Source organism: Bacteroides sp. 214 (assembly GCF_010501015.1).
Classification (GTDB): domain Bacteria; phylum Bacteroidota; class Bacteroidia; order Bacteroidales; family Bacteroidaceae; genus Bacteroides.
On sequence record NZ_QVML01000007.1, the window covers coordinates 159651 to 173326 of the forward strand.

The window sequence follows — 13676 nt, forward strand, 5'->3', positions numbered from 1 at the left end:
CCCTCTTTTCTTTATTCTACTCTCCGTATATTCTTTGTCTTATCTCCTTGATGTGATCCGAAGTAATATATTCATCGTATTCCATCATCTTGTCAATAATTCCATTGGGAGTTAGTTCAATAATGCGGTTGGCAACGGTTTGAATAAATTCGTGGTCGTGCGAGGAGAAGAGAATATTTCCTTTATAAGTCTTCAAGTTGTTATTGAATGCTTGGATAGACTCTAGGTCAAGGTGGTTGGTAGGCGTATCAAGAACAAGGCAGTTGGCATTCTTGAGTTGCATACGTGCAATCATACAACGCATTTTTTCGCCTCCCGAAAGTACATGTACCTTTTTCAAAACCTCTTCACCCGAGAAGAGCATACGTCCAAGAAAACTCTTCATATACACCTCGTTTCCTTCGCCAAATTGTCCTAACCAATCTACCAAGTTCAAGTCAGATTCGAAGAAGGCGGTATTGTCCAGTGGAAGGTAAGCGGTAGTTATGGTAACACCCCATTTGAAAGTTCCTGTATCTGGTTTGATGTTTTCGTTGATAATCTCAAAGAGGGCAGTCATTGCACGCGGATCTTTGGAAAGGAAAACAACTTTATCGCCTTTTTCTATATTAAAGTTTACATCGTTGAATAATATCGTTCCGTCTTCACTTCTTTTACTAAGACCCGATACTTCGAGGATTTGGTTGCCCGGTTCGCGTTCTGGTGTAAAGATGATGCCCGGATACTTGCGCGAAGAAGGTTTAATTTCATCCACATTCAGCTTCTCAAGCATTTTTTTACGGCTGGTAGTTTGCTTACTTTTAGCCACATTGGCACTAAATCGGCGAATAAACTCTTCCAGTTCCTTTTTCTTTTCGTCGGCTTTAGCTTTTTGATTTTGTTGTTGGCGCAGTGCAAGCTGGCTTGACTCATACCAGAAACTATAATTACCAGCAAACATATTGATTTTGCCATAATCGATATCTACCGTGTGTGTACATACAGCATCGAGGAAGTGGCGGTCGTGGCTTACAACAAGTACAGTGTGTTCAAAGTTAGAAAGATATTCTTCCAACCACATCACGGTTTCCATGTCCAAGTCATTGGTTGGCTCATCCAGCAATAGATTATCTGGATTACCATACAAAGCTTGTGCAAGCATCACGCGTACTTTTTCTTTTCCACTGAGCTCACCTACTAATTGGTAGTGTTTAGCTTCTTTTATTCCCAAACCACTCAATAGCATGGCAGCGTCGCTTTCGGCGTTGTAACCACCCAGCTCTGCAAATTTCTCTTCCAATTCAGCTACTTTGATACCATCTTCATCGTTGAAATCTTCTTTGGCGTACAGTGCATCGCGTTGTTTCATAATGTCCCAAAGCACGGTGTGCCCCATCATTACGGTATCCATAATGGTAAATGCATCCCATTTGAAGTGATCCTGACTCAGTACGGAAAGGCGTTCACCAGGTCCAAGAGCTATGGATCCGGTGGTAGGATCAAGGTCACCATAAATAGTTCGTAAAAAAGTAGATTTGCCGGCTCCGTTTGCGCCGATGATGCCGTAGCAGTTACCGTTAGTAAACTTTAGATTAACGTCGTTGAACAACACCCGCTTACCAAACTGAACCGAAACATTAGATACTGTAATCATTTTACCTCGTTATTTTAATTCGGCTGCAAAGGTAGCCATTTTTAATTAAACATACGCCAATCTGACAGAATTGAACTATCTTTGCACCATTTTGTGACAACTGGCAAAGTTTTTGTAGAAGTTGTAATCAGTAAAACGCAATAAAAAATATTATATATGAAATCTGAAGAGAAAGAAATGCCTGAAGAAGAACTACAGGATACGGTTGCAGACGAAGTGACTGAGAATGAAGAAAAAGACCCGATAGAGGAATTGACCGAACAACTGGAGGATTGCAAAGATAAATATCTTCGTCTATCGGCCGAGTTTGACAATTACCGTAAACGTACCATGAAGGAAAAAGCTGAACTGATCCTCAATGGTAGCGAGAAAAGTGTATTAAGCATTCTTTGTGTAGTAGATGATATGGAACGTGCCATCAAAACGTCTGAGAACGCAACCGACATTGTTGCTATTCGCGAAGGGCTCGAACTTATTTATAGCAAGTTCCTTTCATCCCTTGGACAACTTGGGGTAAAGATTATCGAAACTAAAGAACAACCGCTTGACACTGATTTCCACGAAGCAGTTGCTGTTATTCCTGCTCCCGTAGAAGAGTTAAAAGGGAAAATACTTGATACAGTACAAACAGGTTATACAATGAATGATAAAGTTATTCGTCACGCCAAAGTAGTTGTAGGCGAATAATATACCTTTAAATATATGACAAAAAGAGATTACTACGAGGTTCTTGAGGTTGAGAAAACCGCGACTGCCGATGAGATAAAGAAAGCTTATCGCAAAAAAGCTATTCAGTATCACCCTGATAAGAATCCGGATGATAAAGAGGCGGAAGAAAAATTTAAGGAAGCTGCCGAGGCGTATGAAGTACTTAGCAACCCCGATAAACGTGCGCGATACGACCAGTTTGGTCATGCCGGTGTGGGTGGAGCAGCCGGAAATGGCGGACCTTTCGGAGGTTTTAGTGGCGGTGGTATGTCTATGGATGACATATTTTCTATGTTTGGCGATATATTTGGTGGACATAGCGGAGGCTTTAGTGGTTTTGGTGGTGGCAGTCAGCGTAGACGTTTTCGCGGGTCAGACCTTCGTGTAAAGGTGAAGCTAAATCTGAAAGAAGTATCTACCGGGGTTGAGAAGAAGTTCAAACTCAAGAAATATGTGGAATGTAACCACTGTCATGGTTCTGGTGCTGAAGGAAGCAGCGGCGTAGAGACTTGTGCTACTTGTAAAGGTAGTGGCTCTGTTATCCGCAACCAGCAAACAATATTGGGCACAATGCAAACTCGCACTACTTGTCCTACCTGTAATGGTGAAGGAACCACCGTTAAAGAAAAATGTAAGGTTTGTAGTGGCGATGGTATTGTACATGGCGAAGAAGTAGTAACTGTGAAGATTCCGGCAGGTGTTGCCGAAGGTATGCAACTCTCCATGAGTGGTAAAGGAAATGCTGGAAAACACAACGGAGTAGCAGGCGATCTGCTTATTCAGGTAGAAGAAGAACAACATCCCGACTTAATTCGTGATGATAATGACCTTATTTACAACTTGCTGCTTAGTTTCCCAACTGCTGCTCTTGGTGGTACAGTAGAGATTCCTACTATTGATAACAAGGTAAAAGTAAAAATTGATTCGGGCACACAACCAGGCAAAGTTCTTCGTTTGCGTGGTAAAGGATTGCCTAGCGTAAATAGCTATGGGGTAGGAGACTTGCTAGTAAATGTAAGTATCTATGTGCCCGAAGCATTGAATAAAGAAGAGAAAAGCGAGCTCGAAAAGATGGAAAATTCGGACAACTTTAAGCCGAACACATCGGTAAAAGAAAAAATCTTTAAGAAGTTTAAGAATTTCTTTGATTAATAATCAGCAAAGACAGGAGCTAAAAAGAAAAGGGTGTGCCAGAAGGTGCATCCTTTTTTTGTTCAATACCTTTCTTTATATCAGAAATTCCTCTACTTTTGTATTTAAATAAACTCTGAATCAGTAACTTCTATTTTTGAATCTTTATGTTTGACTTTTTAGATACTTATCCATGGCTATTGCCGATTATCATTTTCTTTGGACGTATCTGTGACGTAACGTTAGGTACCCTTCGTATTATTTTTGTTTCTAAAGGAGAAAAACGAAAAGCACCTTTAGTGGGCTTTTTTGAAGTGTTTATCTGGGTAGTGGTTATCTCACAAGTCTTTTCGCATGCCGATAGCATCATTTCCTATCTTTCGTATGCTGCCGGTTATGCTGCTGGTAACTATATTGGGATTTTGGTAGAACATAAAATTGCGTTTGGCTATCAACTTTATCGTGTCTATACCAAGAAAAACGGAAAAGAACTTGCACAACTACTTAATGCCCACGGCTATGGTTCAACACTTATTCATGGCGAAGGCGTTATCTCTGAAGTAGAAATTATCGAAACTGTGATAAGCCGTAAGGCACAGAAAGAAGTTACTGCAATCATTGAGCAGTTTGACACAAAAGCGTTTTACCTTGTAGAAGATATACGTTCTAAACAGAAAGGTATATTCGCAATGAGTACGGCAGCAGGGATGCCACGACTGGGAAAATAGGGACTATGTCTGCTTAATACCTTGAAATGCAATGAAGAATAATAGCTCTAACAAAGAATGCCTCACTGTTCTTCCGACCGATTATCATGGTCAGGGATATACAAAAGGACACTTCAAACAGGTGTACGAAGCATTAATAAAACCGGCTATTCTGAAAGCCGGAATGAAGCCCACAAGTAGCTATGACTTTGTTACTGATGGCATTGAAGGCGTAGATCGCACTTTCATTATTGATAAACTGATGAGTGCGGCAGTTGTAATCTTTGATTTAAGTACGGAGCATTATGACATTGTTACCGGATTGAAAATCAGGCAGGCTTTTGATAATAAACCAACTATTTTCCTGAAAGACGACCAAACACTTATAAAAGAGACAGACCTTAAAGGACTGGATTATATAACATATCCTGCTGCCTGCGATTCCACCCAAATGGAAAAACTATCGCTTAAGCTCTTATTTTTGTTGTTGAATATGAACAAGTAATAGAGTTAAACGACATCAAGGAACTGTAACAAACATCTCCTTAATCCGCTCAAAGTCTCCATCTGTTGGTTCGGGAACAATCTTAAGCAGATGTGCCAACATGGCATATATATCTACATTTACAAACTCGCCAGCAGTATGGTTTTTCTTAAAGTCGGGACCATACGCGCGAAACACTACTTGCATATCAGGGTGTTGCGGGAAGTAACCATGCGCGCCTGCTATTGTCAATGGGCTGTTGCCAAATTCCCAACCGGTCTTGGGAGCAACAATGATATCACCTATGCGGTTGCTTGTGCCATAACAAAGTTCGGCTGGTATATCTTCTTTCTTCCAAACGTAAATGTTCTCCACATTCTTCAACGCATTGTAAACCGAATCGCGGAATCCTTCCTTTGTAAAGATGGATGTAGGACGGTTGCCAATTACCATCTCGCACCACTCGGATTGTAGGTAGTCGGCGCTGTTTATGTAGCGTTCGGCAGAAACATCAGTCATGCCGTGGTCTGAGGTCACAATCAAATTAACACGATTGGCAAAGGGAAGCTCGGTTATTCGTTGCATAGCTATTCCTACTAAGCTATCCAATGCGTATATAACCCTATTCATGGAGTCTTTATTGCAAGGTCCGTAATGATGTCCGGCACCATCTGGCTCGTCTATATAGGTCATTACGAGGTGTGGACGCTCTTCTTCGGGTAACGTCAGGATATTAATAGTGGCTTCTATACGCTCTCCGAAAGTAAGGCGTGGTGTGTCTGTCCATGTTTTGTAATAGGTTGGATACATATCTTTAATGCGCACATCGGAACCTACCCAGTAGAAATTTGCCGTTTTCACACCTTGTTTCTGTGCTGTAATCCAAATAGGCTCACCAAGGAAGTACTTCGGGTTGTATCGGGCAGTAGTGTCGCTCATATGGAACACAGTGTTTTCTTCGGTATCCCAGAAGGTGTTGTTCACTATTCCGTTATGATTGGGCACCAAACCGGTAGCCAACGTGTAATGGTTGGGAAACGTCGAAGCAGGATAGGAGGGGAGCATACGTGCGCTTACACCCATATTGGCCATCTTGTCCAGATTGGGTGTGTTGTACATATCAGTATAATCCCACCGGAAGCCATCTAAAGAAATGATAACAGTGTAGTTGGGCTCTTTTTGTTGGGAAGTGCATGCTTGCAGTGCACAGCAGAGCGTCAGCAGGAGTATCAGTTTTTTCATGTTTTAGATATTAATTCCCATGATGTAATCATTCATATAGAAACCATTGCCTATGTGGAAGTCTCCTTGGCGTAGTTTGCGCATACCCAACCTTTCGTAAAACTGCACAGCTTTATTATTGCGGTTTACATTGAGTTCCATCATGCAAGGGGTGGGGTGTACTTCTTTAATGTAAGCAATGGCTTGCCTGAACAAGAAACCACCAACGCCATGTCCTTGGAAGCCGGGTAGAACATATATCTTTTGCAGATGAAACAAATCCTTATCTTCTTGCTCTATAGAGAGATAACCACAAGGTTCGTCTCCTTTGTAGGCTATAAAGTACACATGCCCGTCTACTTCTATTTGCTTGCGGATTTGTTCGGGTGCATACATCCATTGCATCATGTACTCTAGTTGTTCGGGCGAAAGTAACTCCCGGTAGGTATGTGGAAATACGCTGTGTGCCAATTCGTTTATCAGTTGGCAATCGGCTACGGTAGCTTTTCTTATTGTTAGCATATTGATGTTTTTATTGTGAAGCGAAATTAGGAAATTTCTTTAAGACCATTGAATCTTTTTCTCATTTTTTTGTTCTTGTAAACTAAAAGCACCATTACGACCTTAGGTGAAGTAGGGCGATTGTGTTGAAATGATAGTGAAATAGGTTCTTTGAGGTGTTGATAGATGGTTTCTGCTATCTTTTTGTTTTTGGCTCATTCTATTTCTCTAACTTTTATTTCTCACGAATGTGCCCTACAAGCCTTGTGGAAGGGATTGTTTGGGGCGAAAAGTGCTTATGGACGAACTGTTCTCTGCCATAAGCAAACGAACCGTCTGCCATAAGCTCGCAGAGCGTTTGCTTATGGCAGACAGCTGTTCATCCATAAGCAGAGAAAGAAAAGTTGACTGTGTTTAAATATGGAACTGACTGTGTTCTTTCTATGTTCTGACTGAGTTCTTATTCAAAACTCAGTCAGAAAAATACGTCCCACAAGCCTTGTATGGCTTGTTTTGAATAAGACGAGTGTTTTTTACACTATTTGAGGCGTTTTTCCTTAAGCTGATTTCCTGCGATTTTTTCTGTCCATGCGTTGGTTTCTCTCATTTATCGCATTCTCGGAGGCTTTAGCAAAATGATAGTTTGGAGTAGTTACTGTTTACTTCGGACGTTAATATTCTTCGATGACTCCAATTCAAAAGCCATCAACTATAACTGCTATTCTCTTTATTTGGTAGTTAATAAAAGATAAATTACAGTACTATGTTTTGCATAGTACCAAAGTAATACATAGATTTGTGCAGAAATTAATACTAACCATATGAATGCAGACAATGTAAAATCGCAAATGAGAAAGGGGATGCTCGAATATTGCATCTTACTTTTGCTACGCAAAGAGCAGGCTTATGCTTCGGATATCATCCAGAAACTAAAAGAAGCACAGCTTATTGTTGTAGAAGGAACGCTCTATCCGTTGCTGACAAGGTTGAAGAATTCGGACTTGCTTAGTTATGAATGGGTAGAATCAACGCAAGGACCGCCTCGTAAATATTACAGGCTAACAGAGAGTGGGGAGGTTTTTCTGTGTGAGTTGGAACTGGCATGGAAGGAACTGAACGATACGGTAAATCATTTAGCAACAAACTAATAACTATATAAAATGAAAAAGACACTTACAGTAAATCTTGGCGGAACTGTTTATAATATAGATGAGGACGCTTATGGCTTGTTAGATGAATACTTGTCTAACCTGCGCTTACACTTTGCGAAAGAAGAAGGTGGCGAAGAGATTGTAAACGATATAGAGACACGTATCTCCGAATTGTTTCAAGAAAAAATAACCAATACCAGCTATCAGGTAGTAACCATTGCAGTAGTTGAAGAAATAATAAAACGCATGGGTAAGCCCGAAGAGCTAACCGATGATGAGGAGGAAAAGCAAAGCGAATCAACCAAGCAGTATCAATACGATTCTTCGACCAAAAGGCAGTCGGAAACCCGTAAAGGACTTTATAGAAACCCCGACGATAAGATTCTTGGTGGTGTGTTTGGTGGCTTGGCTGCTTATTTGGGTTGGGATGCTACATTGCTTCGACTGGTTATGTTGTTTGCACTGTTGTTCGCAGTAGGATCTTTAATTCCTATCTACATTGTCTGTTGGATATTTATCCCTTTGGCGCGCACAGCTACCGAAAAGCTAAATATGCGTGGCGAGGCTGTTACCATGGAAAATATAGGGAAGACAGTAACCGATAGTTTTGAAAAAGCATCTAACGGGGTAAATGAATTTATCAAATCGGATAAGCCGCGTACGTTTTTTCAGAAGCTAGCCGATGTATTGGTTTCCATTGCCGGATTCTTGATAAAGATTCTTTTGGTTATCATAGCCATTGTTTGCAGTCCGTTGTTAATTGTTCTGGGCGTTGTGTTTGTAGCATTGATAATTGCCGGTATTGCTGTGATAATAGGAGGCGGTGCGGTACTCTATGAAGCTTTCCCAACAGTAGAATGGGGTTTCCTTTCGGCAGGACCGATGGCTACTATTGTAGCCAGCATTGCCGGTGTAATACTTGTGGGTATTCCGTTGGTTAGCCTTGTCTTTACAATTCTTCGTGGCACATTCAATTGGCAACCTATGGGAAGCGGATTGAAATGGACGCTTTTTATCATGTGGGTGGTAAGTAGTATAATCTTTATATGTACGTTGGCAGAACAAAATTGGCAGGTTCCTTTTTGGTGAAACCTGCCAAGCATATATTGATTTAGAAGGGTAAATTCTCATCAGAAATAGGAGGGGGCACATCATTCTGCGGTGGTGTGTTCCCTCTTTCGTTTACCAGTGAGGCTCTACTCATAACCCCCTCTGATGGTAATGGTATGATTAAGTCATCATCCGGATTCTGGAAGCGGGCATATTCTCCTTTAAATCGCAACAAGACATCGCCTACCGCACCGTTACGATGCTTGGCAATGATAATCTCTGCCATTCCCCTTAGGTCTTTTCCTTCGTGTTCGTATATTTTGTAATACTCCGGTCGGTGTATAAAACAAACCATATCGGCATCCTGTTCGATAGCTCCCGATTCGCGAAGATCGCTCAGTTGCGGACGCTTTCCTTCGGCTCCTTCGCGACTTTCAACACCACGATTTAACTGTGACAGCGCAATGATAGGAACATTTAATTCTTTGGCAAGTCCTTTCAGCGAACGCGAAATGGTACTTACCTCTTCTTGGCGGCTACCAAAAGACATACCGCTGGCGTTCATCAACTGCAAGTAGTCAATGATGATAACTTCCACACCGTGCTCGCGTACCAATCTTCGGGCTTTCGTGCGGAGTTCAAAAACCGATAGAGAAGGAGTGTCATCCACATACAGAGGCGCGTCTACCAACTCTTTCAATTTATAATCCAGTTGATGCCATTCGTGTGCAGCGAGCTGTCCACTCTTTATCTTTTCGCCGGTTATTTCGCAAACATTCACAATCAAGCGGTTAACCAACTGTACGTTACTCATTTCGAGCGAGAACAAAGCCACCGGATGCCTGTAATTGACAGCAATATTCTTTGCCATAGAGAGAACGAAAGCAGTTTTACCCATGGCAGGACGAGCTGCAATAATGATAAGGTCGGACTTTTGCCAGCCGGATGTCATGCGGTCTAAAGCTGTGAATCCACTTTCCAAGCCACTCAACCCGTCGGTTCTTGCTGCTGCTTTTTGCAATAGCTTGTATGCTTCTTCGATAACAGGATTAATTTGCGTATAATCCTTCTTCATGTTCTGCTGCGAAATTTCAAAGAGATTGCCTTCGGCTTCTTGCATCAGGTCATCTACATCGAGAGTTTCGTCAAATGCTTTTGTTTGGATATTACTTGTAAACGTAATCAGTTCGCGCGCTAAGAATTTCTGTGCGATAATACGCGCGTGGTATTCTATGTGTGCCGAAGAAGCAACCTTACTGCTTAGTTGGGTGATGTAGAACGGACCTCCCACATTCTCCAAGTCGCCACGTTTGCGCAACTGCTCGGTTACAGTTAGTATGTCGATAGGCTCTTGCTTTATTGCCAGGTCGGTAATTGCAGAATAGATTAGCTGGTGAGCATGATCGTAGAATGTTTCCGGGCGAAGAATCTCGCTAACAAGCGAATAGGCATCCTTCTCAATCATTAATGCACCCAGAACTGCTTCCTCTAATTCTCGTGCTTGCGGTTGAATACGGCCATAGTCTCCAACAATAGGAATTTTGGTTTTGGTACTTCTGTTATTTGTGTATTTTCTGTTCTCTGCCATTATTATTTTTATTTGGGAAGGCAAATATACCATTATCTAATTAGAAAAAAAGATGGAGTTATAAACAACCTGTTAATAACCCAAGCGAAAAGTGTATATTTGCAAAAACTCATTACACTACTATGATACTTTTCCCAAATGCTAAAATAAATCTGGGGCTCAATATTGTTGAGAAACGCCCCGATGGATATCATAATCTCGAAACGGTTTTTTACCCCATTCCACTAAAAGACGCACTGGAAGTTGTAAAAGCAGAACCTGCTACCGGGCAAACAACTTTATCTGTTTCGGGTATTCAGATAGATGCTAATCCTGCCGATAATCTTGTCATGAAGGCATACGACTTGCTCAAAAAAGCATATTCGCTTCCACCGGTTGATATCTTTCTTTATAAACACATTCCCTTTGGGGCAGGCATTGGCGGTGGTTCTGCCGATGCTTCGTTTATGCTCAAATTGCTCAACGATAAGTTCGGGTTGAACCTCTCTACGTTTGAGCTGGAGAGATATGCTGTTCAATTGGGTGCCGATTGCCCTTTCTTTATTCAAAACAAACCAATGTATGCCGAAGGAATAGGCGATTTGTTCTCTCCGGTTGATTTATCGTTAAAGGGTTATCGCTTTGTACTAATAAAACCGGATATACATGTTTCTACACGTGATGCCTTTAGTACAATCAAACCGATTCGACCTCACCACCAGTTGAAAGAAGTTATCAAGAAGCCTATTGAACAATGGAAGGAGTATATAACGAATGATTTTGAGAAGAGTGTTTTCCCATTATTTCCTGCCATTGCCGAAGTTAAACAAGAATTGTACAATAAGGGTGCGTTGTATGCTTCCATGAGTGGGTCGGGTTCTTCTGTATTTGGAATATTCCCGATTGGCTCTCCCGAAGTTTTGTTGGATAATAACGGAATGTTTTCTTTTCAGTGCATGTTGGAGGTGTAAGTAAAAAGAGCGGTACCTCGATTCTCATCGCAGTACCGCTCACAACACAAACACAAAATAAAACACGACAAAACTACTATGCACCATCCTGTTTCTATACCGGGGAGGTATAAAGGACAATCAGAAATATTCGCATATTCACTGCTTGTTATCAGGATGATTCTATAGTAAAAACAAACAATATCTTTCTTTGTTTCTCTTTATTCGGTTAAATTAGTATAATCAACGTGTTATTGAATACCTAATTCACGAAGCTTCAATTGCCATGCCCATGCAGAGCGCAGCGTGTCTTCAATACTTGTTTCTGCCTTCCATCCCAATTCGTTGTTCGCATGTTCCGGGTTCGCCCATACTTGTTCGATGTCTCCGGCACGGCGACCTACGATTTGATAGTTCAGCTTAACACCGGTCGATTCTTCGAATGCATGAATAAGCTCAAGCACTGAAAGACCACGGCCGGTACCAATATTGAATATTTCTACTTTTTCTTTTTGCTTCTTCTCCACAATACGATCGATAGCGATAACATGTGCTTTCGCTAAATCCACAACATTGATGTAGTCGCGGATACACGATCCGTCGGGAGTATTATAATCATCTCCATATACACTTAGCTTTTCGCGAATTCCAATAGCGGTTTGCGTAAGGTAAGGTATAAGATTCAATGGAACACCATTGGGCAATTCTCCTAATAAAGCAGTGGGATGTGCGCCAATCGGATTAAAGTAACGAAGTAGGATAGAAGTGATAGGTGCACCCGAAGTCACCGTATCTTGAATAATCTCTTCGTTAATTTGTTTTGTGTTTCCATACGGAGACTCTGCTTTCTTCATGGGTGCTTCTTCTGTAACCGGAAGCACATCGGGCTGTCCATAAACAGTACACGAAGAAGAAAAAACAATACCATCCACATGATGCTTTGGCATTAACTCCAGCAAATTAATCAGTGAAAGCAGATTGTTCTTGTAATATAACAACGGCTTTTCAACAGATTCTCCTACTGCCTTGCTCGCAGCGAAGTGAATAATAGCTTTAATTCCGGAGTATTTAGTAAACAGATTCTCCAATCCTTGAAAATCCAAACAATCTAATTGCTCAAAAGCCGGACGAATACCCGATATCTTTTCTATATTATCGACTACCTTAGCCGTAGAGTTTGACAAATTGTCAATGATAACAACCTCATACCCCGAGTTTTGTAGCTCAACAACTGTATGAGATCCTATATATCCGGTTCCACCTGTTACTAATATTCTACCTTTCATTATTGTAGGATGATTTTTTTTGTTGATTGCAAAAATACAGAATAATTATTAATCCGTATTAGCAAACGTCTATAAATAACACTTGTTAAATAGAAACTACGCCTGAAAAACCCATAAATGCCATAGCCAACAAGCCGGCTGTTATAAGAGCAATCGGTGTTCCTTCCATTCCTTTAGGAACCTTTATCAGACTCATTTGTTCGCGAAGTCCGGCAAAAATAACCAATGCTAAAGCAAATCCAAGTGCAGTAGAGAATGCGTAAACAATTCCGGTTAAAAGATCAAAGTCTTTTTGAATAACAAGAATTGCTACTCCAAGAATACAGCAGTTGGTCGTTATCAGAGGGAGAAACACCCCTAAGGCCTGATAGAGAGCAGGAGAAACCTTTTTAAGTATAATTTCTACCATCTGCACCAATCCGGCAATTACCAAGATAAAGGTAATGGTTTGTAAGTATCCCAAATCAAAAGCATCCAGCACATACTTCTGAATAAGGAAAGTAACCAATGTAGCAATGGTCAATACGAAAGCAACAGCGGCTCCCATACCCGTAGCTGTTTCTACTTTCTTGGAGACTCCCAAGAAAGGGCAAATACCAAGGAATTGTGACAATACAATATTGTTCACAAAAACAGCAGATATAAATATAATGATATATTCCATAATATTTCTTTTGAGTTAAATTAAGAAGCCTTCTTTAGCTTGTTTATCAAAGCAATTAAATATCCCAAGGCAATAAAAGCGCCGGGAGCCAAAACAAACAGTAACATTCCATATTGTTCCGGGAAAATAGCCATATCAAAGACTTTACCTGTTCCAAGTAATTCGCGTGTAGCTCCTAAAAGCGTTAAAGCAAGCGTAAACCCTAATCCCATTCCTAAACCATCGAGCATAGAAGAGAAAGGAGAATTTTTCGCGGCAAATGCTTCTGCGCGTCCTAATACAATACAGTTTACCACAATCAACGGAATAAACAACCCGAGTGTAGCATATAAACCAGGTACGTATGCTTGCATAATCATTTGCAGCAATGTTACGAAAGAGGCTATTACTACAATATAAGAAGGTATACGAACCATATCAGGAATAAGATTCTTAATCAATGATATAACCAAGTTAGAACATACCAACACAAACATGGTGGCAAGTCCCATTCCCATACCATTAATAGCCGAAGAAGTTGTTCCCAATGTAGGACACATTCCTAACAGAAGTACAAATACGGGGTTCTCTTTGATAATCCCGTTCGTTAAAACTTTCAAGTTATTCATAGCTTATACTCCTTT

The 13676-nt window shown here is 40.9% G+C and carries 14 protein-coding genes; 7 read left to right on the top strand and 7 right to left on the bottom strand.

Annotation, left to right across the window (positions count from 1 at the left end; genetic code table 11):
- Positions 1-16: 16 nt before the first annotated feature.
- On the bottom strand, positions 17-1633 hold the full coding sequence (locus D0T50_RS07660) for an ABC-F family ATP-binding cassette domain-containing protein (protein WP_163222931.1): 1617 nt from the start codon (positions 1631-1633) through the stop codon (positions 17-19).
- Positions 1634-1789: 156 nt separating this feature from the next.
- On the opposite strand from D0T50_RS07660, the gene D0T50_RS07665 reads away from it, so the two are divergent.
- From D0T50_RS07665 to D0T50_RS07680, 4 genes are all read left to right on the top strand, one after another.
- Positions 1790-2320 (top strand): nucleotide exchange factor GrpE, encoded by a 531-nt coding sequence (locus D0T50_RS07665; RefSeq protein WP_163222932.1) that lies wholly within the window; start codon positions 1790-1792, stop codon positions 2318-2320.
- Positions 2321-2335: 15 nt separating this feature from the next.
- Positions 2336-3493: a molecular chaperone DnaJ gene (gene dnaJ, locus D0T50_RS07670; protein WP_163222933.1), complete on the top strand. Its 1158-nt coding sequence runs from the start codon at positions 2336-2338 to the stop codon at positions 3491-3493.
- Positions 3494-3639: 146 nt separating this feature from the next.
- A complete protein-coding gene (locus D0T50_RS07675) occupies positions 3640-4200 on the top strand; it encodes a DUF2179 domain-containing protein (RefSeq protein ID WP_163222934.1) in 561 nt (186 codons plus the stop codon).
- 31 nt (positions 4201-4231) lie between these two features.
- The gene (locus D0T50_RS07680) at positions 4232-4684 is read left to right on the top strand and encodes a hypothetical protein (protein WP_163222935.1); all 453 of its coding nucleotides are present in this window, start codon (positions 4232-4234) and stop codon (positions 4682-4684) included.
- A 15-nt stretch (positions 4685-4699) separates the two neighbouring features.
- Here D0T50_RS07680 and D0T50_RS07685 read toward each other — a convergent pair whose 3' ends face one another.
- Together D0T50_RS07685 and D0T50_RS07690 are read right to left on the bottom strand one after the other, a co-directional pair.
- Complete coding sequence (locus D0T50_RS07685) at positions 4700-5905, bottom strand: ectonucleotide pyrophosphatase/phosphodiesterase (RefSeq protein WP_163222936.1); 1206 nt, start codon at positions 5903-5905, stop codon at positions 4700-4702.
- 3 nt (positions 5906-5908) lie between these two features.
- A complete protein-coding gene (locus D0T50_RS07690) occupies positions 5909-6406 on the bottom strand; it encodes a GNAT family N-acetyltransferase (protein WP_163222937.1) in 498 nt (165 codons plus the stop codon).
- 800 nt (positions 6407-7206) lie between these two features.
- Here D0T50_RS07690 and D0T50_RS07695 point away from each other — a divergent pair.
- Both D0T50_RS07695 and D0T50_RS07700 read left to right on the top strand, forming a co-directional pair.
- Complete coding sequence (locus tag D0T50_RS07695; protein WP_163222938.1) at positions 7207-7533, top strand: PadR family transcriptional regulator; 327 nt, start codon at positions 7207-7209, stop codon at positions 7531-7533.
- 12 nt (positions 7534-7545) lie between these two features.
- Positions 7546-8625 carry a PspC domain-containing protein gene (locus D0T50_RS07700; RefSeq protein WP_163222939.1) on the top strand — a complete coding sequence of 360 codons (1080 nt, stop codon included), beginning with the start codon at positions 7546-7548 and terminating at the stop codon, positions 8623-8625.
- Between the two features lie 22 nt (positions 8626-8647).
- Here D0T50_RS07700 and dnaB read toward each other — a convergent pair whose 3' ends face one another.
- Positions 8648-10174: a replicative DNA helicase gene (dnaB, locus tag D0T50_RS07705; RefSeq protein WP_163222940.1), complete on the bottom strand. Its 1527-nt coding sequence runs from the start codon at positions 10172-10174 to the stop codon at positions 8648-8650.
- Between the two features lie 122 nt (positions 10175-10296).
- On the opposite strand from dnaB, the gene ispE reads away from it, so the two are divergent.
- Entirely contained in the window at positions 10297-11124 is an 828-nt protein-coding gene (gene ispE / locus D0T50_RS07710; RefSeq protein ID WP_163222941.1) for a 4-(cytidine 5'-diphospho)-2-C-methyl-D-erythritol kinase, read from the top strand.
- A 230-nt stretch (positions 11125-11354) separates the two neighbouring features.
- Here the strand turns inward: ispE and galE are convergent, their stop codons facing one another.
- From galE to rsxE, 3 genes are all read right to left on the bottom strand, one after another.
- Positions 11355-12389, bottom strand: coding sequence for a UDP-glucose 4-epimerase GalE (galE, locus tag D0T50_RS07715; protein ID WP_163222942.1), 1035 nt, complete (start codon positions 12387-12389; stop codon positions 11355-11357).
- A gap of 85 nt (positions 12390-12474) precedes the next feature.
- Positions 12475-13053: an electron transport complex subunit RsxA gene (rsxA, locus tag D0T50_RS07720; protein WP_163222943.1), complete on the bottom strand. Its 579-nt coding sequence runs from the start codon at positions 13051-13053 to the stop codon at positions 12475-12477.
- A 20-nt stretch (positions 13054-13073) separates the two neighbouring features.
- Positions 13074-13661: an electron transport complex subunit RsxE gene (gene rsxE, locus D0T50_RS07725; protein WP_163222944.1), complete on the bottom strand. Its 588-nt coding sequence runs from the start codon at positions 13659-13661 to the stop codon at positions 13074-13076.
- Positions 13662-13676: the final 15 nt, after the last annotated feature.

What these genes read in the sequence shown, in the direction of transcription:
- D0T50_RS07660 (WP_163222931.1), bottom strand. Translation starts at nt 1,633, where the DNA reads ATGATTACAGTATCTAATGTTTCGGTTCAGTTTGGTAAGCGGGTGTTG.
- D0T50_RS07665 (WP_163222932.1), top strand. Translation starts at nt 1,790, where the DNA reads ATGAAATCTGAAGAGAAAGAAATGCCTGAAGAAGAACTACAGGATACG.
- dnaJ (WP_163222933.1), top strand. Translation starts at nt 2,336, where the DNA reads ATGACAAAAAGAGATTACTACGAGGTTCTTGAGGTTGAGAAAACCGCG.
- D0T50_RS07675 (WP_163222934.1), top strand. Translation starts at nt 3,640, where the DNA reads ATGTTTGACTTTTTAGATACTTATCCATGGCTATTGCCGATTATCATT.
- D0T50_RS07680 (WP_163222935.1), top strand. Translation starts at nt 4,232, where the DNA reads ATGAAGAATAATAGCTCTAACAAAGAATGCCTCACTGTTCTTCCGACC.
- D0T50_RS07685 (WP_163222936.1), bottom strand. Translation starts at nt 5,905, where the DNA reads ATGAAAAAACTGATACTCCTGCTGACGCTCTGCTGTGCACTGCAAGCA.
- D0T50_RS07690 (WP_163222937.1), bottom strand. Translation starts at nt 6,406, where the DNA reads ATGCTAACAATAAGAAAAGCTACCGTAGCCGATTGCCAACTGATAAAC.
- D0T50_RS07695 (WP_163222938.1), top strand. Translation starts at nt 7,207, where the DNA reads ATGAATGCAGACAATGTAAAATCGCAAATGAGAAAGGGGATGCTCGAA.
- D0T50_RS07700 (WP_163222939.1), top strand. Translation starts at nt 7,546, where the DNA reads ATGAAAAAGACACTTACAGTAAATCTTGGCGGAACTGTTTATAATATA.
- dnaB (WP_163222940.1), bottom strand. Translation starts at nt 10,174, where the DNA reads ATGGCAGAGAACAGAAAATACACAAATAACAGAAGTACCAAAACCAAA.
- ispE (WP_163222941.1), top strand. Translation starts at nt 10,297, where the DNA reads ATGATACTTTTCCCAAATGCTAAAATAAATCTGGGGCTCAATATTGTT.
- galE (WP_163222942.1), bottom strand. Translation starts at nt 12,389, where the DNA reads ATGAAAGGTAGAATATTAGTAACAGGTGGAACCGGATATATAGGATCT.
- rsxA (WP_163222943.1), bottom strand. Translation starts at nt 13,053, where the DNA reads ATGGAATATATCATTATATTTATATCTGCTGTTTTTGTGAACAATATT.
- rsxE (WP_163222944.1), bottom strand. Translation starts at nt 13,661, where the DNA reads ATGAATAACTTGAAAGTTTTAACGAACGGGATTATCAAAGAGAACCCC.